18 protein-coding genes and 2 pseudogenes are annotated in these 22,378 nt (G+C 64.3%); 14 read left to right on the top strand and 6 right to left on the bottom strand.

The features are described 5' to 3' along the window. Window positions 1-138 precede the first annotated feature (138 nt). Window positions 139-1,113 carry a Bug family tripartite tricarboxylate transporter substrate binding protein gene (locus RAD16_RS00100; RefSeq protein ID WP_458155864.1) on the bottom strand — a complete coding sequence of 325 codons (975 nt, stop codon included), beginning with the start codon at window positions 1,111-1,113 and terminating at the stop codon, window positions 139-141. Window positions 1,114-1,255: 142 nt separating this feature from the next. Here RAD16_RS00100 and RAD16_RS00095 point away from each other — a divergent pair, with 142 nt between their 5' ends. Continuing rightward, complete coding sequence (locus RAD16_RS00095) at window positions 1,256-1,675, top strand: VOC family protein (protein WP_458155863.1); 420 nt, start codon at window positions 1,256-1,258, stop codon at window positions 1,673-1,675. A 224-nt stretch (window positions 1,676-1,899) separates the two neighbouring features. Next, window positions 1,900-3,477 (top strand): AMP-binding protein, encoded by a 1,578-nt coding sequence (locus RAD16_RS00090; protein WP_458155862.1) that lies wholly within the window; start codon window positions 1,900-1,902, stop codon window positions 3,475-3,477. A 110-nt stretch (window positions 3,478-3,587) separates the two neighbouring features. On the opposite strand, the gene RAD16_RS00085 is transcribed toward RAD16_RS00090, so the two are convergent. Further along, on the bottom strand, window positions 3,588-4,682 hold the full coding sequence (locus RAD16_RS00085; protein WP_458155861.1) for an HD-GYP domain-containing protein: 1,095 nt from the start codon (window positions 4,680-4,682) through the stop codon (window positions 3,588-3,590). Between the two features lie 453 nt (window positions 4,683-5,135). On the opposite strand from RAD16_RS00085, the gene RAD16_RS00080 reads away from it, so the two are divergent. From RAD16_RS00080 to RAD16_RS00065, 4 genes are all read left to right on the top strand, one after another. Then, the gene (locus tag RAD16_RS00080; RefSeq protein WP_458155860.1) at window positions 5,136-5,900 is read left to right on the top strand and encodes an alpha/beta fold hydrolase; all 765 of its coding nucleotides are present in this window, start codon (window positions 5,136-5,138) and stop codon (window positions 5,898-5,900) included. Window positions 5,901-5,924: 24 nt separating this feature from the next. Beyond that, a complete protein-coding gene (locus RAD16_RS00075; RefSeq protein ID WP_458155859.1) occupies window positions 5,925-6,260 on the top strand; it encodes a hypothetical protein in 336 nt (111 codons plus the stop codon). A gap of 288 nt (window positions 6,261-6,548) precedes the next feature. Continuing rightward, window positions 6,549-7,220 (top strand): dienelactone hydrolase family protein, encoded by a 672-nt coding sequence (locus tag RAD16_RS00070; RefSeq protein ID WP_458155858.1) that lies wholly within the window; start codon window positions 6,549-6,551, stop codon window positions 7,218-7,220. A 224-nt stretch (window positions 7,221-7,444) separates the two neighbouring features. Next, window positions 7,445-7,924 (top strand): hypothetical protein, encoded by a 480-nt coding sequence (locus RAD16_RS00065; protein WP_458155857.1) that lies wholly within the window; start codon window positions 7,445-7,447, stop codon window positions 7,922-7,924. A 167-nt stretch (window positions 7,925-8,091) separates the two neighbouring features. Here RAD16_RS00065 and RAD16_RS00060 read toward each other — a convergent pair whose 3' ends face one another. From RAD16_RS00060 to RAD16_RS00050, 3 genes are all read right to left on the bottom strand, one after another. Then, the gene (locus RAD16_RS00060; RefSeq protein WP_458155856.1) at window positions 8,092-8,835 is read right to left on the bottom strand and encodes a polysaccharide biosynthesis/export family protein; all 744 of its coding nucleotides are present in this window, start codon (window positions 8,833-8,835) and stop codon (window positions 8,092-8,094) included. A gap of 156 nt (window positions 8,836-8,991) precedes the next feature. After that, complete coding sequence (gene msrA / locus RAD16_RS00055) at window positions 8,992-9,648, bottom strand: peptide-methionine (S)-S-oxide reductase MsrA (RefSeq protein ID WP_458155855.1); 657 nt, start codon at window positions 9,646-9,648, stop codon at window positions 8,992-8,994. 139 nt (window positions 9,649-9,787) lie between these two features. Then, window positions 9,788-10,105, bottom strand: coding sequence for a hypothetical protein (locus RAD16_RS00050; protein ID WP_458155854.1), 318 nt, complete (start codon window positions 10,103-10,105; stop codon window positions 9,788-9,790). A 362-nt stretch (window positions 10,106-10,467) separates the two neighbouring features. On the opposite strand from RAD16_RS00050, the gene rpsT reads away from it, so the two are divergent. From rpsT to murA, 8 genes and pseudogenes are all read left to right on the top strand, one after another. Further along, a complete protein-coding gene (gene rpsT / locus RAD16_RS00045; protein WP_326896361.1) occupies window positions 10,468-10,734 on the top strand; it encodes a 30S ribosomal protein S20 in 267 nt (88 codons plus the stop codon). Between the two features lie 1,272 nt (window positions 10,735-12,006). Further along, window positions 12,007-13,419 carry a chromosomal replication initiator protein DnaA gene (gene dnaA / locus RAD16_RS00040; RefSeq protein WP_458155853.1) on the top strand — a complete coding sequence of 471 codons (1,413 nt, stop codon included), beginning with the start codon at window positions 12,007-12,009 and terminating at the stop codon, window positions 13,417-13,419. 365 nt (window positions 13,420-13,784) lie between these two features. Next, window positions 13,785-14,903: a DNA polymerase III subunit beta gene (gene dnaN, locus RAD16_RS00035; protein ID WP_458155852.1), complete on the top strand. Its 1,119-nt coding sequence runs from the start codon at window positions 13,785-13,787 to the stop codon at window positions 14,901-14,903. A 248-nt stretch (window positions 14,904-15,151) separates the two neighbouring features. Next, window positions 15,152-15,516: pseudogene (locus RAD16_RS00030) on the top strand (endonuclease domain-containing protein). Between the two features lie 90 nt (window positions 15,517-15,606). Continuing rightward, window positions 15,607-16,743 carry a DNA replication/repair protein RecF gene (recF, locus tag RAD16_RS00025; protein ID WP_458155851.1) on the top strand — a complete coding sequence of 379 codons (1,137 nt, stop codon included), beginning with the start codon at window positions 15,607-15,609 and terminating at the stop codon, window positions 16,741-16,743. Window positions 16,744-16,862: 119 nt separating this feature from the next. Then, entirely contained in the window at window positions 16,863-17,606 is a 744-nt protein-coding gene (locus RAD16_RS00020; protein ID WP_458155850.1) for a hypothetical protein, read from the top strand. A 305-nt stretch (window positions 17,607-17,911) separates the two neighbouring features. Then, window positions 17,912-20,347 carry a DNA topoisomerase (ATP-hydrolyzing) subunit B gene (gene gyrB, locus RAD16_RS00015; protein WP_458155849.1) on the top strand — a complete coding sequence of 812 codons (2,436 nt, stop codon included), beginning with the start codon at window positions 17,912-17,914 and terminating at the stop codon, window positions 20,345-20,347. 438 nt (window positions 20,348-20,785) lie between these two features. Beyond that, window positions 20,786-22,081 (top strand): UDP-N-acetylglucosamine 1-carboxyvinyltransferase, encoded by a 1,296-nt coding sequence (gene murA, locus RAD16_RS00010; RefSeq protein ID WP_458155848.1) that lies wholly within the window; start codon window positions 20,786-20,788, stop codon window positions 22,079-22,081. A 177-nt stretch (window positions 22,082-22,258) separates the two neighbouring features. Here murA and RAD16_RS00005 read toward each other — a convergent pair. Continuing rightward, window positions 22,259-22,378, bottom strand: a pseudogene (locus tag RAD16_RS00005) (ISAs1 family transposase); the annotation flags it as partial.

Genomic DNA, 22,378 nt, shown 5'->3' with positions numbered 1-22,378 from the left:
CTCTCTTCATGGCGCGAGATACGGCGCCATCTAACATCAGGTTTCGCCACGCCGATTTATTCCAGATCAATGCGACAACGCACGCAAGAAAAAGCCCTGCCGAACGGCAGGGCTCCATTCCCGATCATCACGAGATCGCTACTCGACCTTCAGGCCGGCGAACTCGACGACCTTCTTCCACTTGGCGGTCTCGGCCTCGATCTCCTTGCCGAACGCTTCCGGCGTCTCGACCAGCGGATCGCCACCGAGCTCGACCAGGCGCTTGGTCATGTCGGGCTCCTTCATCAGCGCGTTGATCTCGGTGTTGAGCTTGGCGATTAAATCCTTGGGCATGTTCTTGGGCGCGCCTATGCCGAACAGCGCGCTCGCCTCGTAGTCCTTCACGGTCTCGCCGACCGCCGGCACGTCCGGCAGCTGCGGCGAGCGCTGCGCGGTGGTGACGCCGAGCGCGCGAAGCGAGCCGGAGCGGATGTGCTGGATGATCGAGGGCATGTTGTCGAAGATCACCTGCACCTGGCCGCCAAGCATGTCGGTGATCGCCGGGGCCGCGCCGCGATAGGGCACGTGCTGCATCTTGCAGCCGGTCATCGCCATGAACATCTCGCCGGACAGATGCACCGAGGTGCCGTTGCCGGAGGAGGCCATGTTCACCTTGCCGGGATTGGCCTTCACATATTCGATGAACTCGGCGACGGTCTTGGCCGGCACGTCCTTATTCACGGTCATCACGTTCGGCACGCGCTGGAACGCGGCGATCGGCGCGATGTCGCGGACGAAGTTGAACTTGAGATTGGCGTAGAGCGTGCTGTTGATGTAGTTCGCCGGATTGATCAGCAGCACGGTGTAGCCGTCGGGCTCGGCGTTGATGACCGATTCGGTGCCGATGTTGTTGCCGGCGCCCGGCTTGTTCTCGATCACGAATTGCTGGCCGAACTTTTCCGACAGCCGCTGGCCGATCAGGCGCGCCAGAATGTCGGTGGCGCCACCCGGCGGATAGCCGACCACGAACTTCACCGGCCGGGACGGATAATCCGCGGCAAAGGCTTTCGACAGCGGGCTGGCTGCAAGAGGCGTGGCGGCAAGCAGGCCCAGCGCGGAACGGCGAGTGATCATCTCAAGGGTTCTCCCAGGTGTTGTTCTTCAAAGAGTGTTGTTCTCGAAGTCCGGATAACTTGAAAGTGGCGTCGTTGCGGTTGTAACAAAGCTTGCGGAGCGCGGAAAGTGCGCGGGGCGCATCACGACGAAAGGATAAGGCATGCCGGTCAAGGTCGAAGCCCTCGATCATCTCGTCATCAATGTCGCCGACGTCGCGGTGACCACCGAGTGGTACCGCAAGATTCTCGGCATGGAAGTCAAGGTGTTCGACCCCGGCGGCGGCAAAGCGCCGCGGACTTCTCTGCAATTCGGTAACCAGAAGATCAACGTCCGGCCGCGCGATGCCGACAAGGTGGAATGGTTTACCGCCGATCACCAGACCGCCGGCAGCGAGGATCTGTGCTTCCTGACCTCCGCCGCTCCCGACGAGGTGGTGGCGCATTTGCAGGCACATGGCGTCGCGATCGAGGAAGGCCCGGTGCCCAAGCAGGGCGCCCGCGGCACGCTGCGCTCGGTCTATTGCCGGGACCCGGATGGCAGCCTGATCGAGATCTCGTCATACGAGGATGGCGGTCGATAGGGCCACGCTGCCCGCCCCAAGCGCCGTCATTGCGAGCGAAGCGAAGCAATCCAGGCTGCTTCCTCGGGGACAGTCTGGATTGCTTGGTCGCAAGAGCTCCTCGCAATGACGGGGAGAGACTGCCGCAGACGTCCTCCGATTTGCGCCGCGCGCCATCCGATGGCAGGAAGACGCAATAATCAAAAGGCGGCCGCCATCAAGATGCAGGCTGCACGGGAGGACTCATGCCCATTCAAAAGACCGCCGGAATCGTGGGCCCGTTCGACGGGCTCGACGTGCCGTGGCTGCTGAAGATGCGCGCCGAGGTGCGAAGCTCACATCCGTTCCTGATCTGGGCGCCGTTCGATGCGCCGGCGCGGCGCTGGAGCTATGGCGAGTTTCACGAGCGGGTCGGCGCGCTCGCGGCGGGGCTGGCCAGGCGCGGCGTCAAGCCCGGTGAATATGTTCTCATTCATCTCGACAATTGCATCGAGGCGCTGCTGGCCTGGTTTGCCTGCGTCGAGCTTGGCGCCATCGCGGTCACCACCAACACCCGCTCGGCGCCGGCCGAGATCGAGTATTTTTCCGATCATTGCGGCGCGGTCGCCGCGATCACGCAGCCGGCCTATGCGCAGATCGTCGCCCAGAACTGCCGGAACATTCGCTGGCTGGCGGTGACCTCGCATGATGCCGGCGCGGCGCCTGCGCAGGCCATCTCGCGCGGTGACAGCTTTGAGTCCCTGTTCGCGGACAGTGCCGACCGGCCACAGCGCGCGACCGATCCGCTCGCGCCGTGCAGCGTGCAATACACCTCGGGCACGACGTCGCGGCCGAAAGCGGTGCTGTGGACTCACGCGAATGCGCTGTGGGGCGCTAAGATCAATGCCGCGCATGAGGACCTTCACGCCGGCGACGTGCACCAGACCTATCTGCCGCTGTTCCACACCAATGCGCTGGCCTATTCGATGCTGGCGACGCTGTGGGTCGGCGCCACCTGCGTGATCCAGCCGCGTTTCTCTGCCAGCCGGTTCTGGGGCGTCGCGCGCGAGCATGGCTCGACCTGGACCTCGACCATTCCGTTCTGCATGAAGGCGCTGCTTGAGCAGGAGATCCCGAAAGACCACAAATTCCGCCTGTGGGGCACCGCGATCAGCGAGCCGCCGGCTTTCGCCGCGTTCGGCGTCAAGATGATCGGCTGGTGGGGCATGACCGAGACCATCACCCACGGCATCATCGGCGAGGTTGACCAGCCCAACATTCCGATGTCGATCGGGCGCGCCGCGCCGGAGTACGAAATCCGCATCACCGACGATGACGGCCAGCCGACCGCAGTCGGCGATACCGGCAATCTCGCGATCAAGGGCATTCCCGGCCTGTCGCTGTTCGCCGAGTACCTGCACAACGAACAAGCCACGCGCGAAAGTTTTGACGCGCACGGCTTCTTCCTCACCGGCGACCGCGTCGAGCGTCTGGAAAACGGCTTCATCAAGTTCGGCGACCGCGCCAAGGACATGCTGAAGGTCGGCGGCGAGAACGTCGCGGCCTCGGAGATCGAGCAGGTGATCGCGCTCGTATCCGGCGTGCGCGAGGCGGCGGTGGTGGCGAAGAAGCATCCGATGCTGGATGAGGTACCTGTCGTCTTCATCATCCCGCATGGCGGCGTCGCGGGCGCAGCGCCCGATCTGCAGGACCGCGTGATGACCGCATGCCGCAAGGGTCTCGCCGACTTCAAGGTGCCGCGCGAGATCCGGCTGGTCGACGACATGCCGCGCTCGACGCTGGAGAAGGTGGCGAAGGCGGAGCTGAGGAAGATGGTGGGGTAAGGGAAGTGCCGTAGGGTGGGCAAAGCGAAGCGTGCCCACCACCTCTATCCAACGCAGACAAATTCGTGGGCACGGCGCGATGCGCCTTTGCCCACCCTACGGCATCTCGCCTAGAACGACCCGAGCGCCACCGGGCGGAACGCCTGCAGCAATTGCTGGTCGAGCTTGCCGCCCATGCCTTCCATCATCGTGAAGGCACGCGCGTGGGTGAAGGGCATGCGGTAGGCGCGCTTTTCCACCAGAGCCGCGTAGATGTCGACAATGGTCGTCACACGCACGATGTCGCTGATCTGGTTCGACGACAGGCCATTGGGATAGCCGGAGCCGTCGAGGAATTCGTGGTGATGCAGCACGACGTCCAGCATCTCCGGCGGGAAGCCGCCCTGGGCTGCGAGCGCATCGTAGCCGCGGCGCGGATGCTGGCGGACTTCGGCCATCTCCTCGTCGGTGAGCTTGCCGGGCTTGTCTAGCAGCACGGAGGGCACGAAGGCCTTGCCGACGTCATGCAGCAGCGCGGCGCGGGTCAGGCGACGCTGGTCGTCCTCGCGCATGCCGAGATGCTGGGCGAAGGCAACCGCAAAGCCGGTGACGAACAGACAGTGGCGATAGCTGCCGACATGGTGGCAGCCGACCGTGGTGAGCCATTCGCGCAGCGAGGAGTGCTTGATCGCTTTCAGAATCTTGCTCTCGGCGGCGATGACGTCGTCGAAGGTCAGTGGCACGCCGAGCGGCAGCTTCTCGAACATTTTTGCCAGCACCGCATGCGCCGCCTCGACGCCGCGGTTGAGCGTCTTGCCGCGATCGGTCGCGTCATAGGCGGCGGTGTCGGGGAAAGCCGCACGGATGCGCTGGAGAATGGCGTCGGGCTGCAGCGGACGCGAGATCGTGTCGGTGGCGCCCAGCGCCCAGGCCTGCATGGTGCCGTGATGAAGCGCGTCGGCCAGCACGAACAGTCGCGGCATCGAACGATAGCCTTCGCCGCGCAGCTTGTTGCGCACCCGCTGCACGCTCTCGGGCGAGCGCAGATTGATGTCGACGACGAGGCCGGACAGATCGCGCGCCGGCTGCTCGGGAATGTCCTGCGTCGTCACCGTCGAGACGTCGCCGACCGCCTTCAGGATGCTGGCAAGCTCGGTGCTCTCGTCGCTCCGGTCGGAGGCGAGCAGGAGCCGGCGTTTGGCGGCGGGTTTCACTGACGCGTTCATGGCTTCCCCAAAAGCATGGAGACACGGGACTGGGTTTGGCGTCAGCCTAAACCGGATCAGGTTCTCTGGCCCTTAAGAGGCGTGCTCAATGGAACCTTGGGGAATTGCGCGCAATTTGAGGGATTGGGTTCCGTCGAGGGAACAACAAAAAGCGAAAACAACCCCATGCACAGTAGAGATGCCATTGACGGATAAGGGGAATTTTTTGGCGCTCTCGCGCTGCCTTCCGCTGTCGTCGCCGGGCTTGACCGGGCGACCCAGTACGCCGAGACGGCGCGGGGGATACGGAGGAGCCGCGGAGTACTGGATGCACCACTCTCCCGGAGCATGACACCGATCGTGTTGACGCCCCCAAGACAAATCCGCCGGAGGTTGCGCTAGAGTGCAAGCATCACCTCTGCCGCAAGGAGAGAGGGTGCACCGTCGTTGCGGTGAAAAAGAAAGGCGGGAGACATGCCGAAGATCGATCGGGACGGCGTCGGGATCTATTACGAAGTTCACGGCGACGGTCCGCCGCTACTGCTGACCCACGGCTACTCCTCGACCTCGGCGATGTGGCATGGCCAGGTCGATGCGCTTGCCAGGGATCACAAGCTGATCCTGTGGGACATGCGCGGCCACGGCCAGTCTGATTATCCTGACGATCCCAACGCCTACAGCGAAGCGCTGACCGTCGGCGACATCGCGGCGATCCTCGATGCGATCGGTGCCGGGCGAGCCATCATCGGCGGGCTCTCGCTCGGCGGCTACATGTCGCTCGCCTTCTATCGCGCGCATCCGGAACGCGCCCGTGCGCTGCTGATCATCGACACCGGCCCGGGCTTCAAGAAGGACGACGCGCGCGAGGCCTGGAACGCGCGGGCGCTCGGCACCGCCGACAAGCTCGACCGCGAAGGTCTCGCCATGCTGAAATCGGCAACGCGCGAACGCGCCACCGCGAGCCATCGCAATGCCAAGGGCCTGGCGCTGGCCGCGCGCGGCATGCTGACCCAGCGCGATGCGCGCGTGATCGAGCTGCTGCCCGACATCAAGGTGCCCAGCCTGATCGTGGTCGGCGCCGACGACACGCCGTTCCTGGCCGCGTCCGACTACATGGCGGCGAAGATCCCCGGCGCACAAAAGGTCGTGATCCCCGCAGCCGGACACGCCGTCAACATCGATCAGCCCAAGGCTTTTGTTGACGCGGTGGTGCCTTTCCTGAAGAACTTGCCGGCATAATTGGATCGGACAGGAACACAGGCCATGAAGCGGGCGATGTTGGCTGCAGGTGTGGTGTTGCTATCGGTGTCTGCGCAGGCCGAGCCGTTCAGCAGCCCGCCGCCGCGCCAGCCTTTCGTCACGACCTTGTCGAACAACACCCCGCTCGCCTTCGGCATGGACGCCGAGCAGACCGCGCGTGCCCTCGGGCAGCCGCTGCAATATGTGCGGGGGCGTCCCGGCTACGAGATCTATCTCGCGCTTCGCAACCTTGGCGGCAGCGGACTGATCCCCTACCGCCACCGCCTGTTCCTGCAATTCCGCCACGGCCGGCTGGCGGGATGGAAGGAGGACTACGGCGAGAACTGGATGTGGGAGTAGCGCCCTGCTCTCTTAAACAACAAAGATCGTAGCCCGGATGGAGCAGAGCGAAATCCGGGACCGGTCTCGTTCCGGCGTACACTGGCCCCGGATTGCGCTACGCTCCATCCGGGCTACGGCACTTCATGGTGAGGAGGTGCAGGTCTATCCACCCGTCATTGCGAGCGCAGCGAAGCAATCCAGACTATCTCCGCGGCAAGATTCTGGATTGCTTCGCTACGCTCGCAATGACACTGGTGATGGACGCGACGGCTGGCAAGCAACAACGAACAACAGAGGACAACCCGCGTGGGACAAGAGATCAAACTGACGGCTTCCGACAATTTCCAGCTCGGCGCCTATCGCGCTGATCCCGCCGGCAGCCCGAAGGGTGCTGTCGTGGTGATCCAGGAGATCTTTGGGGTCAACCACCACATCCGTTCGGTCTGCGACCGCCTCGCTGGGGAAGGCTATGTCGCGATCGCGCCGTCGATCTTCGACCGCACCACGCCGAACTTCCAGTCGGGCTACACGCCCGACGAGATCGCGGAAGCCCGCAAATTCGTCGCCAGTCCCGACTGGGAGGCAATACTGCGCGACACTCAGGCCGCGATCGATGCGGTGAAAAGCGTCGGCCCGGTCGGCATCATCGGCTTTTGCCTCGGCGGCAGCATCGCCTTCGTCGCGGCGACGCGATTGAACGGCCTGAAGGCTGCGGTCGGCTATTACGGTGGCGCCGTCGTGCGCTTTGCCGACGAGAAGCCGAAAGTGCCGACGCAACTGCACTTCGGCGAGAAGGACCAGGGCATTCCCCTGACCGACGTCGAGACCGTCAAGGCGAAGCGGCCTGATGTCGAGGTGTTCATCTATCCCGGCGCCCAGCACGGTTTTCATTGCGACGAGCGGCCGAGCTACGACAAGGCGAGCTCGGACATCGCCTGGCCGCGCAGTCTGGAATTTTTCGCGAAGCATTTGAAGTAGGGCGCGCCTGTCTCCTCCGTCATTCCGGGGCGACGCGTCAGCGTCGAGCCCGGAATCCATCGTGCGGCGGAGTTGGCGGAGGAATGGATTCTCTGATGCGCAATTGCGCATCATAGCTCGCGCTTCGCGCGCCCCGGAATGACGGAAGCAGAAATCGGGTGGCTGCATCGCAGCCCCCGGCGATAGAGCTGGCTGATCACGCCAACTGACGCCGGGAGATCGTCATGCAGCAGGCCAATACGAACATCGTCATCCGCAATCCGTTCGGCACCATGGATGTGCCCGAGCCGAACGACCGCGAGGTCATGGACTATGCCGCGATTGCGACGCTTGCCGGCGATGCGGCAGACGTCAACGCTGCGGCCTGGGCCTCCATTGCCCCCGCCTCCGATCCGCTCGACGGCATCTGGGCGAGCCGCTGGAATGGCGGGGCCGATCCGACCATCGCAGGCGATACGCCCGAGGCCTGGAAAGACGGGCGCGCGGAGGTGCGGGTTGCGGGCGGACGGATCTATCTGCGCTTCGATTGGGACCATGGCCGCCGGCACGGGCTGATCGATGCTGCGCGCGATGGCACGCGGCTGGTCGGGAAATACATCAACCTGACAAACCCTGCGATCATGCGGCCATGGGTCGGGCTCGTGGTTGATACCAGCAGGATCGATGGGAGTTTTCCGAACGGGCGGCTGGATTTTCGGCGATAACTCGCGAGCGGCAACGCGGCGCTAGCAACATCTTCGCTGTCATTCCGGGACGCGCATAGTGCGGGCTATGATGCGCAATTGCGCATCAGCGAATCCATCAGGCCGCGGAGCCGGTAGAGAAATGGATTCCGGGCTCGCGCTGCGCGCGCCCCGGAATGACGAGAAACCTAGAACCAGCGCTCGCCGACGAACACAGTGTCGCCGGGCGCGAGCGGCGTGCCGAGCGGGACGACGGCGCGCATCGAGCCGCCGGCTTCGGTGTGCGTGACGGTGACGACGTCGCGCTTGGCGCGGGGCGAGAAGCCGCCGGCGATGGCGACGGCGCTCTCGACGGTCATGTTCGGCACGTAGGGATATTGGCCGGGCGCGGAGACTTCACCGAGAATGAAGAACGGACGATAGGTGTCGATCTCGACGGCGACCGAAGGCTCGCGGATATAGCCGTTGCGCAGGCGGCCGGCGATTTCGCCGGCAAGGCCGGCGGTGGTGCGGCCGCGTGCCGGCACCGCGCCGATCAGCGGCATGGTAATGGAGCCGCCGGCGTCGATGGCGTAGCTGTTGGTGAGACCCTCCTGGCCGTAGACCACGACGCGCAGCTTGTCGCCGGCATCGAGATGGTAGGAGGCATCGTAGCGCGCGGGTGCGGCCATCGGCGCGGCGTAACCGACCGGCATCGGCGAGGAAGCAAAGGAATTGCTGAGCGCGGCGATGGCGCCGCCGCCGTTGTTGGCAACGACGACCGGCGGCGGAGCGTTATAGGGCTGGCCATAGGCCATGGCGTCGAGATCGGGACGCGGCTGCACATAGGCGACGGGGCCGGCGGTCTGCATGCAGCCGCCAAGGGTCAGCGCGGCGGACGCTGCCAAGGCCACAGCCGAGATCGACGATCGAAACGCGTGTGCAACCGGCACCGGACCTGTCCCTCGAAACGAGATGGCTCCAGTGATGCACCGGTTATGGTTAATAAAGCGTTGAGGGGAGCTAGGCGCATGCGTGCCGACAAGGAGCACAATGTGCTCCCTCTCCCGCTTGCAAGCGGGAGAGGTGCAGCGAGGCCGGAGCTGGCTTTACGCGCTCACACCGGCGCCGATTGGGCAGGACACGCCGGTGCCACCGAGGCCGCAATAGCCGGCGGGATTCTTTGCCAGATATTGCTGATGATAGTCTTCGGCGAAATAGAATACGCCAGCGGGTGCGATCTCGGTGGTGATGGCACCGAGGCCCTTTGCAGCAAGCGCCTTCTGATAGAGCGCCCTGGACTCGTCGGCGGCTTTCTTCTGCGCATCTGAAGAGGTGTAGATCGCGCTTCGGTACTGCGTGCCGACGTCGTTGCCCTGGCGCATGCCCTGCGTCGGGTTGTGGTTCTCCCAGAACGTCTTCAGTAGGCGCTGGTAGGAGATCTTCTTCGGATCGTACACGACCAGCACCACTTCGGTGTGGGCGGTGCGGCCCGAGCAGACTTCTTCATAGGTCGGGTTCGGCGTGTGACCGCCGGCATAGCCGACGGCGGTCGTGACGATGCCATCGCCGAGCTCCCAGAACTTTCGCTCCGCGCCCCAGAAGCAGCCGAGCCCGAACACCGCCTGCTCGAGGCCGGCGGCATAAGGCGGCTGCAGCTTGCTGCCGTTGACGAAATGGATGGTCGCGGTCGGAATGGCTTGCGCACGGCCGGGCAGCGCCTCAGTTGCGCTCGGCAATGCGGTGGTCTTGCGCATGAACAGCATGATGTGTCTCCGCAGGCGAGCTGACGGTCGCCTGGGCCAGATGCTCAGGCGGCGTGCTCGCGATCAGGTGGGAATATAGGGATCTACGTCAGCGAGGGCAGCGTTGTTACGCCGCACGCTTCAAGCGCGATGAGATCAGTCAGTCGCGCGAGTAGCCGATCAGAGGTTTCCGCGGCCGGAACAGGATCATCAGCAGGATGCCCAAAATGCCGAGGACGGCGAACACCGGCTGGTCCAGCACGAGGCGGATCACCGAGCTCCAGAGCCAGGGCGCCTTGGCCTCGACCCAGGTCCGGAACGCGGTCTGGCTGGCCTGGTTGATATCGTTCCAGAACTGGCCAAACCGGGTGAATTTGAGGGTCTGGTCGGCCACCCAGCGGGCGCCGTCATAGACCATGAAGATGAACCCGCCGGCCAGCAGCAACAGCCCAATCAATCGGAAAAAGCCGCGGATCATACCCCACCTACTACGGTCGTCCGATCGGACGACGTCAGAAAACGCCGCCAGCCAATAGCCCCAAGGCGGCAGAAATTCAACCTCTTCAGGGCGTTACGGCGCCCGTCCAGGCCGCCAAAGGCCGGTTTTCCAGCCCGGAAAGCGTTGACGGTGCCGCAGACCCTCTCTATAAGGGCGCCAACTGGCGGCGGGCGCAATCCTGCCGCCGCTGTTCTTTGAGCAGTTGCAGGCCGTTTCAGGCCTCATGTTCCGGGGACAGCCTAGCAACCGAACACCCTAAATCCGAGCGTCGATTCCGCGGTCAAGCAAGCCGGCGCTACCCGACCAAGACGCGACCGGTACCCGCAAAGGATATTGAGACCATGGCCAATACCACCTCCGCCAAGAAAGCGACGCGCAAGATCGCCCGCCGCACTGCCGTCAACAAGTCGCGACGCACCCAGATGCGCGGCGCCGTCCGCACCGTCGAGGAAGCCATCGCGACCGGCGACCGCACCGCCGCCGTCAAGGCGCTGGCGAATGCCGAGCCCGCCCTGATGCGCGCCGCCCAGCGCAACATTATTCACAAGAACAACGCCAGCCGCAAAGTCTCGCGCCTCACCGCGCAGATCGCCAAGCTCGCCAAGTAAGCTTTGCCAAGTAACGTCGCGAAACAATCTCGCGACATCATCTGATCGGTTGATCAGGTCAGCACGTCAATCAGCCCGGCATCGCGCCGGGCTTTTTTGTTGCCTGTCATATTCACGCAAGCAGTCACGCGACGACCATTCTTCGATTGGAAGATTTGCATCGTCCGCACTATGATACGTTCCGTAGTTTTACCGCGAGCGATTTTGCAACAGCGGAAACCTTCACTGCGCTGCAAAAAACCCCTGCGGCACGGGCTCAAGTTGAATTTGTGCGGGCGCGGGTTCTGCACACCGTAGTTTCACCGGAATGCATCTCGCGGTGGAGTTACCCTCTGAAACGAGACTCAAAAAACGATGTCTCGCTAATCACTTATCGACATAGCAACCACAAGCATTTGGAAAATTCGCCCGCGCGTCGTGCGCGTGACGCTTTTGTAAAAAATTTTTGGCGGTGGCTGAGAATTGTCACATGAGGCGTCGCGTTTTCGAATCTGTGCACGAATCCAAAAACTTGCTTCGGAGCCTGTGAACAACCCGCGCGCGGCGTTAACCGAGGTCAAGTTTTTAGATGCCTCAAGATGGAATCAATTTCGTTGCGAGTCTTTCCGCATAGTGTATTCCTTAAGACGTCAGCGGCGCCCACGATCTTGAGACCAGCGCGGTATCGGAAACGGGGCGAGCGTGCAAATCGGCGGCGGTGTGCACGTTGGCGACGCATCAACAAGCGATAGTCGATTCAAAACCCATAGCAATATGGGAACGGTAGTTCTTTGTCTGAATGTCTCCAAGCGGGATCTCATCCATCCCGCTCACGCCAGGTGCAAATGAGAGATGTCGTGAAGCTACACCGACGCGCATGTTCGCGAAGCCAGGCGGACGACTAGTACATTGGGCGGCATCCGCGACACGACTTCGCCGCGGCTGTCTTATGAACACGCAGGACCTTGCCGTGAGCAATCACGGCAGGACGGGGAGGAATCATGTCTTACGGACTCAACGCGGTATTGAAACAGCTCGCCTATTCCAACGATGCCGGTTTAGACCAGTCCGACCTCCAGCCTCCCGCGTGTGACGGAGCGCCGAGTACGCGCTGACCTCGCGACCCCATCATCTCTGACATCGCTGATCTGACCCGCGGCGTTCGCGCCGAACGGTCGAGCTATGCCTGCAGATGAAATCGCTTGAGGTCGCGCCATGCCAGAACCCCTGCTGGCAGGAACCCTGCATGGCGCTCACCACGCAACTAAATCTCTCAAGAGAAGTTTTTTGACGATGAACACATCGGAACAGGATCGCTGGTCACGCGTGAAGAGCCGGCTGCGCTCGAACGTTGGCGAAGACGTCTATACGAGCTGGTTCGCCCGCATGGACCTGGAAGGCGTGCAGGATGAGAGCGTGCGGCTCTCGGTTCCCACCCGCTTCCTGAAGAGCTGGATCCAGGCCCATTATGCCGAGCGCGTGCTGTCGTGCTGGCAGGCCGAGATGCCCGAAGTGCATCGCATCGATCTCACCGTTCGCTCCGCGGTGCGCCCGGTGGTACAGCCGAAGGAAGCGCCCGCGCCGGTCGAAGCCCGCCGCGCGCCTGCTCCCGAGCTGCGCTCGACCGCGACCGCGCCGGTCTCGGCCAATCATGACGCGCTCGGCGGCTCGCCGCTGGATCCGCGCCTGACTTTTGCGAGCTTCGTCGTCGGCCGCTCCAACACGCTGGCCCATGCCGCCGCGCGCCAGGTCGCGGAAGGGCGCCGCGGCGATCCGGTCATGTTCAATCCGCTCTACATCCATGCCGGCGTCGGCCTCGGCAAGACGCATCTGTTGCAGGCCGTGACCTGGGCCGGCAATTCCGGCAACGAGCGCAAGGTGCTGTATCTCACCGCCGAGAAGTTCATGTACGGCTTCGTTGCCGCGCTGAAGACGCAGACGGCGCTGGCCTTCAAGGAAGCGCTGCGCGGCATCGACGTGCTCGTCATCGACGATTTGCAGTTCCTGCAGGGCAAGTCGACGCAGGCCGAGTTCTGTCACACGCTGAATGCGCTGATCGATGCCGGCCGCCAGGTCGTGATCGCGGCCGATCGTCCGCCGTCCGATCTGGAAAGCCTCGATGATCGCGTGCGCTCGCGGCTCGCCGGCGGACTCGTGGTCGAGATGGGCTCGCTCGGCGAGGAGCTGCGGCTCGGCATCCTCAAGTCGCGCGTCGCCGCGGCCCGCACCCATCATGCGACCTTCGACGTGCCGGAGGAGGTGCTGAACTATCTGTCGCGCACCATCACCCATAACGGCCGCGACCTCGAAGGCGCGATCAACCGGCTGCTGGCGCACTCCAAGCTGAACAACCAGCCGGTGACGCTGGAGATGGCCGAGCGCGAGGTGCGCGACCTGGTCCGGCCGCAGGAACCCAAGCGGATCAAGATCGAGGACATCCAGCGCGTGGTGGCGCGGCAGTATAATGTCAGCCGCTCCGACCTCTTGTCCTCGCGCCGCACCGCCAACGTGGTGCGCCCGCGCCAGGTGGCGATGTATCTCGCCAAGACGCTGACCCTGCGCTCGCTGCCCGAGATCGGTCGCCGCTTCGGCGGGCGCGATCACACCACGGTGCTGCACGCCGTGCGCAAGATCGAGGCGCTGGTCTCCAAGGACAATGCGCTGTCGGAGGAAGTGGAGTCGCTGAAGCGCCAGCTTCAGGAATAAACGCCTATTTCTTTCACCTCTCCCCGCTTGCGGGGAGAGGTCGGATCGCTCTTGCGATCCGGGTGAGGGGGTACAGGTCTATTCGGCAAGCTCCCTCGCGGAGAGAGACCCCTCACCCCAACCCTCTCCCCGTAAGAACGGGGCGAGGGAGAGGACCTACGTCTCGGTGGCGGCGCTCGTTTTTGCCTGTAAATCGTGGGGAACTGCCCCTCAATCCCTTGAAACGGATGGCTTTCCGAGCCACCTTGCGCGACCCTGACGGCTTTGGTCATATCGGCTGGATGATCCGGCCTGGCGGGGTCTTCGGTGCCGCGGCGCTTTTCGGCTGCCCGGCTTTTTCATCTTGGGATTGGGCGAGTAGTGCAATGAAGGTTACGGTCGAACGCGCGCAACTCCTGAAGTCACTGGGCCATGTCCACCGCGTGGTCGAGCGCCGCAACACGATACCGATCCTCGGCAACGTGCTGGTCCGGGCCGAGAACACCAAACTCTCGCTGAAGGCGACCGACCTCGACCTCGAGGTGACGGAGACGCTGCCGGCGGAAACCGCGACTGCAGGCTCGACCACCGTGCCGGCCCACATGTTCTATGACATCGTGCGCAAGCTGCCGGATGGTTCGCAGATCGTGCTGGAAGCCGACGGCGACCGCGCCGTGCTGGCGATCCGCGCCGGCCGCTCGCGCTTCACGCTGCAGACCCTGCCGGAGAATGACTTCCCGGATCTCGCCGCCGGCGACATGTCGCACTCGTTCTCGCTCGCCGCCAAGGACGTCAAGCGGCTGATCGACCGCACCCAGTTCGCGATCTCCACGGAGGAGACGCGCTATTATCTCAACGGCATCTATCTGCATGCCGCAGGCTCCGCCAAGGCCGCAACGCTGCGCGGCGTCGCCACCGACGGCCACCGCCTCGCCCAGCTCGATCTGGTCCAGCCCAAGGGCGCCGAGGGCATGCCCGGCATCATCGTGCCGCGCAAGACGGTCGGCGAGGTGCAGCGCCTGATCGAGGACACTGAAGCCGAGATGACGATCGAGCTGTCGCAGGCCAAGATCCGCTTCACGATCGGCAACGTGGTGCTGACCTCGAAGCTGATCGACGGCACCTTCCCCGACTACGGCCGCGTGATCCCGCAGGGCAACGACAAGGAGCTCGTCGTCGACAAGAAGGATTTTGAGAACGCGGTCGATCGCGTCTCGACCATCTCCAGCGAGCGCGGCCGCGCGGTCAAACTGTCGCTGTCGGCGGGCAAGCTGGTGCTGTCGGTGACCAATCCGGATTCCGGCAGCGCGACCGAAGAGCTCGAGGTCGAATACGCCTCCGACGCCCTCGATATCGGCTTCAACTCCCGCTATTTGCTCGACATCGCCGCCCAGATCGAAGGCGACGTCGCGACCCTGCGCCTCGCCGATCCCGGCTCGCCCACCTTGGTCCAGGACCGCGACGACAAGAGCGCACTGTACGTGCTGATGCCGATGCGGGTGTGAGGGGCGTGCCGCCTCACGGGCGTACACTTCCTCTAGAATCAAGCGCGATGCGCATTGCTGCGCCCTCTCCCCTTGCGGGAGAGGGCAGCTCCGCTGGCGGCCAAATCTTCACTTGGGTGAGGGGTCCTCTCGCGGCACTTTCTATGTGGAGGCAACCCCTCACCCGGCTTCGCTCCGCGAAGCCACCCTCTCCCGCAAGGGGAGAGGGTGAAGGCAGTGCGCTCCTACGACGTTCAGAGTGAACGCCGATGCCCCACGATCCGCACCATCGGCCGACTGCCAAGCGTCTTCGCCAATTCGCGAAGATCATGCGTCACGAGCCGACGGATGCTGAAGCAGCGATGTGGCGCTTGCTGAGAGATCGCCGACTATCGGCCTACAAGTTTCGCCGACAGGTTCCGATCGAAGACTACATTCTCGACTTCGTCTGCTTCGAGAAGCGTCTCGTGATCGAGGTCGACGGCAGTCAGCACGCAGAATCGCGGCGTGACGCAGCTCGGGATGCGGCTCTCTCCGCTGAAGGTTCTCAATCGCCCGCTACTGGAACAATGACGTACTTCAACAATCCGCTTCTGTGCTGGAGGACATCCTTGCAAAGCTTGCCGGGCGGTAAGATACCCCTCACCCGTCGCCTCACTACGTGAGGCGCCACCCTCCCCCACAAGGGGGGAGGGAAAGCAAAGCCCGGCAATGACGAGTTAAAATGACCCCCTCCCGCATTCATCGCCTGACGCTGACGCATTTTCGGAATTATCGGGCGGCGGGGCTCGAGACGGCGGCTGACATGGTGGCGCTGGTCGGGCCGAACGGGGCGGGCAAGACCAATTGCATCGAGGCGATCTCGTTCCTGTCGCCAGGACGCGGCTTGCGGCGCGCCACGCTGGAGGACGTCGCCGACAACCAGGGCGACGGTTCCTGGGCGGTGTCGGCGCAGGTCGAGGGCGCATTGGGCCTGGCGACGCTCGGCACCGGCATCGAGCCGCCGCGCGCTGACAACCCGGTGAGCCGGCGCTGCCGCATCGACCGCGAGCCGGTGGGTTCGGCCACGGCCTTCGGCGACCATATCCGCATGGTGTGGCTGACGCCGGCGATGGACGGGCTGTTCATGGGCGCTGCTTCCGAGCGGCGGCGCTTCTTCGACCGGCTGGTGCTGGCCATCGACAACGACCATTCCAGCCGCATCAACGCGCTGGAGCGCTCGCTGCGCTCGCGCAACCGCCTGCTCGAGACGCGCAATTACGACGACCATTGGTGTGACGCGATCGAGCGCGAGACCGCCGAGCTCGCGGTTGCGGTGGCCGCGACGCGCGGCCAGACCGCAGCGCGCCTGACCGGCATGCTGAATGCGCGCGCGCAGGCCTCCGCATTTCCCTCCGCGCAGATCGCGCTCGACGGCTGGATGGAGAACGCGCTGCTTAACGAGACCGCGACATCGGTCGAGGATCGCTATCGCCAGATCCTGCGCGACAACCGCCCGCGCGATGCCATCGCCGGCCGCACCACCGACGGCCCGCATCTCACCGATCTCCAGGTGATCTACGCGCCGAAAAGCATGCCCGCGCGCGACGCCTCGACCGGAGAGCAGAAGGCGCTGCTGATCGGCCTCGTGCTGGCGCATGCGACGCTGGTCGCCGAGATGACCGGCATCGTGCCGCTGCTGCTGCTCGACGAGGTCGTCGCCCATCTCGATCCGAACCGGCGCGCGGCGCTGTTCGACGAGCTGCGCAAGCTCGGCGCGCAGGTGTGGCTGACCGGCGCGGATCCGGCAGCATTCGCCGAGATTGGCGCAGGCGGCGAGGTGTTTGACGTCGAGAGCGGACGGGTTTCGGCCCGCCGATAATTACTGCCCTTGAACCGGCCCCTTTCCCGCCGCGACTAGTTGCCAGAGGCCGCGCCGACGGTGTCGCAGCCGTCACCCATCGCGCGATGACACCATGCGCGACATTCCTGGAGAGTGAGATGCGGACGGTAAGGCCCGGGGCGCAAGCCTCGGCACGATGGCGGGCGTTTGCGTGCGGCCTCGTCTTCCTCGCGAGCTGCATGCTCGCGGCAAGCGCCAGCGCCTGGGCGCCGCATCTGTCGACGCTGTTTTCGTCCGGGCTGACGCCGGACCCCGATTCCAAGCTGCCCGCGCCGACCCGTTTCACCTATCGTGGCACCCACACCACGGTCGTGAAGGGCGTTGAAACGCCGCTCCGCACCAGCCTGGAGGCCACCGTGCCCGCCGAGGTCGGCGACGTGCTCGCCTTCTACCGCAGCCAACTTGGCAAGCTCGGCTGGAAGGAACAACACGATGGCGCAATGGTCTCCGCCGATCGCGTCCAGCTCGCCTTCGTCTCTCCGGTTGGACCCGGCCTGCTGTCGCTCGACCGCAAGGACAGCAGCACCTCGGTCCATCTCGTGCAGAAGAACGCATCTGTCGCGACCAACGCGAACGTCATGCCCGAGCCCGGCCAGGCGATGCTGGTGTTCTCCAATATCAGCGAGACCGACGCCACGCTCGTGATCAACGACCGGACCCTCAAGCGCGCCGCCGGCACCCTCGCGGTGTCGCTGGATCTGAGGCCGGGCAAATATTCCTACGAGGTCAACGTGCCGGGCCATCAGCCCACCACGCAGACCATCGACTTCGCCGCCGGTGATACCTGGGAGCTCACGGTCGGGCGCGACGGCGAGGCATGGTCGCCGCTTCTGCTGTATTGAGCAGGCTCGGGTCAAGCCCGGGCATGACGGGTACTTGCGTGAACGCTCCAAGGCACCCTGGACCCCCCCTCCCAAACCCGCAAAACCACGCCTTTCGGAGCCCCAAAACCGCCCCTCGAATCGCGCTTTTTTCGAGCCTCCGAATCGGCCTTCAGAAACCTTGAAAACTGGTTGAAAAACCCTATCTGCTCAAAGGGTTGCCGGAGGATACTTTGCGCTAGGCGCAGGCCCTCTTTCGTGGCACAAATAGCTTCCAATCAGTGCCTTTTGCGCGGCTGATTCGGGCGACATTTCGAAGGCCTCTCATGACAGAACCTGCTCGGCAGCCCGCTGCCGAAAACGAGCCCTCCACCGCGAGCGAATACGGCGCGGAATCGATCCGCGTGCTCAAGGGTCTCGATGCCGTCCGCAAGCGTCCGGGCATGTATATCGGCGACACCGATGACGGCTCGGGCCTGCACCACATGGTGTACGAGGTCGTCGACAACGCGATCGACGAGGCGCTGGCGGGCCACGCCACGCGCGTCGATGTCGTGCTCAATGCCGACAATTCCGTCACCGTGCGCGACGACGGCCGCGGCATTCCCGTCGACATTCACAAGGGCGAAGGCATCTCCGCGGCCGAGGTCATCATGACCCAGCTGCACGCCGGCGGTAAGTTCGACCAGAATTCCTACAAGGTCTCCGGCGGTCTGCACGGCGTCGGCGTCTCCGTCGTCAACGCGCTGTCGAGCAAGCTCGGCCTGCGCATCTGGCGCGATGACAAGGAACACTACATCGAGTTCGCCCATGGCGATGCTGTGGCACCGCTGAAGGTGGTCGGCGATGCGCCGGGCCGCCGTGGCACGGAAGTGACATTCCTGGCTTCGACTGAGACCTTCAAGAACATCGAATATGATTTCGCCACCCTCGAGCACCGCCTGCGCGAGCTCGCCTTTCTCAATTCCGGTGTCAACATCGCGCTCTCCGACATGCGTCACGCGGTCGAGAAGCGCGAGGAGATGTACTATTCCGGCGGCGTCGAGGAATTCGTCAAATATCTCGATCGCAACAAGAAGGCGATCGTGCCGGCACCGATCATGGTGCGCGCGGAGGCCAACGGCATCGGCGTCGAGGCCGCATTGTGGTGGAACGACAGCTACCACGAGAACGTGCTGTGCTTCACCAACAACATCCCGCAGCGTGACGGCGGCACCCATCTCGCCGGCTTCCGCGGCGCGCTGACGCGCCAGGTCAACGGCTATGCCGAGGCCAATGCGAAGAAGGAAAAGATCGCGCTGACCGGCGACGACTGCCGCGAAGGCCTGACGGCCGTGCTGTCCGTGAAGGTGCCGGACCCGAAATTCTCGTCGCAGACCAAGGACAAGCTGGTGTCCTCGGAAGTGCGCCCCGTGGTCGAGAACGTCCTCAACGAGGCGCTCCAGGCCTGGTTCGAGGAGCACCCGAGCGAAGCCAAGATGATCGTCGGCAAGGTGATCCAGGCCGCGGCGGCGCGCGAAGCTGCGCGAAAAGCGCGCGAACTGACGCGCAAGAGCCCGCTCTCGGTCTCGTCGCTGCCCGGCAAGCTCGCTGACTGCCAGGAAAAGGATCCGGCCAAGTCCGAACTCTTCATCGTCGAGGGTGACTCGGCAGGCGGCAGCGCCAAGCAGGGCCGCAACCGCGAATTCCAGGCCGTGCTGCCGCTGCGCGGCAAGATCCTCAACGTCGAGCGCGTCCGTCCCGACAAGATGCTGGGCAGCGAGCAGATCGGCACGCTGATCACCGCACTCGGAACGAGCATCGGCGACGAGTTCTCGGTCGAGAAGCTGCGCTATCACAAGATCATCGTGATGACGGACGCCGACGTCGACGGCGCCCACATCCGCACGCTGCTGCTGACCTTCTTCTACCGGCAGATGCGCGACATCATCGACGGCGGCTATCTCTACATCGCCCAGCCGCCGCTCTATAAGGTCAGCCGTGGCAAGTCCGAGCAATATCTGAAGGACGAGCGGGCGCTGGAAGACTATCTGATCGACGCCGGGCTTGACGATTGCGTTTACATTCCCGGCACCGGCGGCGACCGCACCGGCCGCGATTTGCGCTCACTGGTCGACGATGCCCGCGTGGTCCGCAGCATTTTGCGCAATCTGCACAGCCGCTATAACCGCAGGGTGGTCGAGCAGGCCGCCATCACCGGCGTGCTGAACAAGTCGGTCTACGGCAACCCCGAGAACGCCACGGCCGCAGCGCAGTACATTGCGACCCGGCTGGACAGCCAGGCCGAGGAGGTCGAGCGCGGCTGGGTCGGCCAGTTCGTCGAGGGTCAGGGCTTCCTGTTCGAGCGCACGGTGCGCGGCGTCAAGGAAGCGGCGGTCATCGACGATGCGCTGCTCGGCTCGGCCGAAGCCCGCAAGCTCGACGAGTATGCGCCCAAGCTCCAGGACGTCTACGCCCGCTCCGGCAAGCTGCGCCGCAAGGACAGCGAGCATGTGGTGCACGGTCCGTCCGACCTGTTCGAAGCCGTGACCGAAGCCGGCCGCAAGGGCATCACGCTGCAGCGCTACAAAGGTCTCGGCGAGATGAACCCGGAGCAGCTGTGGGAAACCACGCTCGACACCGACGTGCGCTCGCTGCTGCAGGTGAAAGTCAAGGAGGTCGACGAGGCCGACGACATCTTCACCAAGCTGATGGGCGACGTGGTCGAACCGCGCCGCGACTTCATCCAGGAACACTCGCTCAGCGCGACGATCGATATTTGAGGCCTGCTGGTTTTGGACGCGCTCTAGCTGCGCACTCGCTGCAACCTCTCCCGCTTGCGGGAGAGGTCGGCGCATAGCGCCGGGTGGGGGCTTTCGCCTCTGGGGGACACGCTCCGCGTATTTCGACAATCCCACTGCGGACACACCCCCGCCCCAGCCCTCCCCCGCAAGCGCAGGGCAATCGCATATGACCTTGGAGAACCGCTCGCGACGGAATCGGAAGGCGAACGAAGCGGAATCGGATCGCGAACATCTGCCTCGTTTTCCGTCGGGTTCTCCGAATTTTCTTCCATATGCGATTGCCCTGCCCGCAAGCGGGAGAGGGAGCGCACCTCCTTCGCGGTTAACCGCCAAGCTCGAATTGCTACCGCGCTCAATTCCCTATAGTTTCCGCCTCCAAAGCAGCCCGCCCCAACCCATCAGGACGGAGAGATCCCCGTGGCGCCCATCCAGTACATCGTCGAGGGCGGTCACCGGCTCTCGGGCTCGATCGAGCCGTCCGGCAACAAGAATTCGGCACTGCCGATCATCGCCGCCGCCCTGCTCACCGAGCATCCGGTGACGCTGCAGAACGTGCCGCGGATCCGCGACACCGAGACGCTGGTCGAGCTGATCCGCTCGGTCGGCGCGTCGGCGGAGTGGACCGAGCGCAATACACTTCACATCCATGCCAAGAGCATCCGCGCCGCCGACCTCGATCCGGAGCTGTGCGTGCGCATCCGCGCCTCGATCCTGCTCGCCGGCCCCCTGCTCGCGCGCTGCGGCGAAGTGATGCTGCCGCCGCCCGGCGGTGACGTCATCGGCCGCCGCCGTCTGGATACGCATGTGCTCGCGCTGGAACAGCTTGGCGCCAAAGTCACGGCGACCGACCGGCTCGAATTCCGCGCCGCCAAGCTCGCAGGGGCCGATGTGTTCCTGGACGAGCCCAGCGTCACCGCGACGGAGAACGCGCTGGTTGCAGCCGTCGCGGCCGACGGCACCACCTATTTGCGCAATGCGGCCTCCGAGCCGCATGTGCAGGACCTCGCCAACTTCCTGGTCGCGCTCGGCGCGAAGATCGAGGGCATCGGCACCAACACCATGATCGTGCATGGGCCGGCGACACTGGGCTCTACGACCTACCGGATCCAGCCCGATCATATCGAGGTCGGCTCGCTGATCGGCCTTGCCGCGGTGACGCGCTCGCAGATTCGCATCGTGCGCGCCGGCGTCGAGCATCTGCGCTCGATCCGCATGGGATTCGAGCGGCTCGGCATCGTCTGCCGCATCGAGGGCGACGACCTGATCGTGCCCTCGAACCAGACGCTGAAGATCCAGGACGATTTCGGCGGCCACGTGCCGAAGCTGGAGGACCAGCCCTGGCCCGCCTTCCCGGCCGATCTGATGTCGATCGCGATCGTCACCGCCACGCAGTGCGAGGGCGTGATCCTGATGTTCGAGAAGATGTTCGAATCGCGGATGTTCTTCGTCGACAAGCTGATCGCGATGGGCGCGCGTATCGTGCTGTGCGATCCGCATCGCGCCATCATCGCCGGCCCCAGCCGCCTGCGCGGCGCATCGATGATCTCGCCCGACATCCGCGCCGGCATGGCGATGCTGCTCGCGGCGGTGTGTGCCGAGGGCACGTCCACGATCAACAACGCCGACCAGATCGAGCGCGGCTACGAGCGCATCGAGGAACGGCTGAACGCGCTTGGCGCGAAGATCAAGCGCGTGCCTGAAAGGAAGAGCTGAGGGTCTTTCTTCGCCTCGCCCCGCTTGCGGGGAGAGGCCGGAATGCGCGCTGAAAGCGCGGATTCCGGGTGAGGGGGACTCTCCGCGAGTCGAACTCTCACCGCCCCTGCGGAGGCTCCCCCTCACCCGGAAATCAAGCTCTGCTTGATTTCCGGCCTCTCCCCGCAAGCGGCAGGGCTATCGCATATGGCCAAACAAGGTGAGGAGGAAGCTGTCGTCCCAGCCGGCGCGCTTGATTTTTCGACGTATGGAGGTTGGGCTGGGACAAGATCGAAGGATGTTGAGTGCAAGCCTGCG

It is taken from the genome of Bradyrhizobium sp. 18BD, assembly GCF_054185225.1.
This window is presented reverse-complemented; position numbering and strand designations above follow the sequence as displayed.

Coding starts and splice junctions, on each gene's coding strand:
- RAD16_RS00090 (WP_458155862.1), top strand. CDS start 1,900: ATGCCCATTCAAAAGACCGCCGGAATCGTGGGCCCGTTCGACGGGCTC.
- RAD16_RS00100 (WP_458155864.1), bottom strand. CDS start 1,113: ATGATCACTCGCCGTTCCGCGCTGGGCCTGCTTGCCGCCACGCCTCTT.
- dnaN (WP_458155852.1), top strand. CDS start 13,785: ATGAAGGTTACGGTCGAACGCGCGCAACTCCTGAAGTCACTGGGCCAT.
- RAD16_RS00050 (WP_458155854.1), bottom strand. CDS start 10,105: ATGATCCGCGGCTTTTTCCGATTGATTGGGCTGTTGCTGCTGGCCGGC.
- RAD16_RS00075 (WP_458155859.1), top strand. CDS start 5,925: ATGAAGCGGGCGATGTTGGCTGCAGGTGTGGTGTTGCTATCGGTGTCT.
- rpsT (WP_326896361.1), top strand. CDS start 10,468: ATGGCCAATACCACCTCCGCCAAGAAAGCGACGCGCAAGATCGCCCGC.
- RAD16_RS00095 (WP_458155863.1), top strand. CDS start 1,256: ATGCCGGTCAAGGTCGAAGCCCTCGATCATCTCGTCATCAATGTCGCC.
- RAD16_RS00080 (WP_458155860.1), top strand. CDS start 5,136: ATGCCGAAGATCGATCGGGACGGCGTCGGGATCTATTACGAAGTTCAC.
- recF (WP_458155851.1), top strand. CDS start 15,607: ATGACCCCCTCCCGCATTCATCGCCTGACGCTGACGCATTTTCGGAAT.
- msrA (WP_458155855.1), bottom strand. CDS start 9,648: ATGCTGTTCATGCGCAAGACCACCGCATTGCCGAGCGCAACTGAGGCG.
- gyrB (WP_458155849.1), top strand. CDS start 17,912: ATGACAGAACCTGCTCGGCAGCCCGCTGCCGAAAACGAGCCCTCCACC.
- RAD16_RS00085 (WP_458155861.1), bottom strand. CDS start 4,682: ATGAACGCGTCAGTGAAACCCGCCGCCAAACGCCGGCTCCTGCTCGCC.
- dnaA (WP_458155853.1), top strand. CDS start 12,007: ATGAACACATCGGAACAGGATCGCTGGTCACGCGTGAAGAGCCGGCTG.
- RAD16_RS00065 (WP_458155857.1), top strand. CDS start 7,445: ATGCAGCAGGCCAATACGAACATCGTCATCCGCAATCCGTTCGGCACC.
- RAD16_RS00020 (WP_458155850.1), top strand. CDS start 16,863: ATGCGGACGGTAAGGCCCGGGGCGCAAGCCTCGGCACGATGGCGGGCG.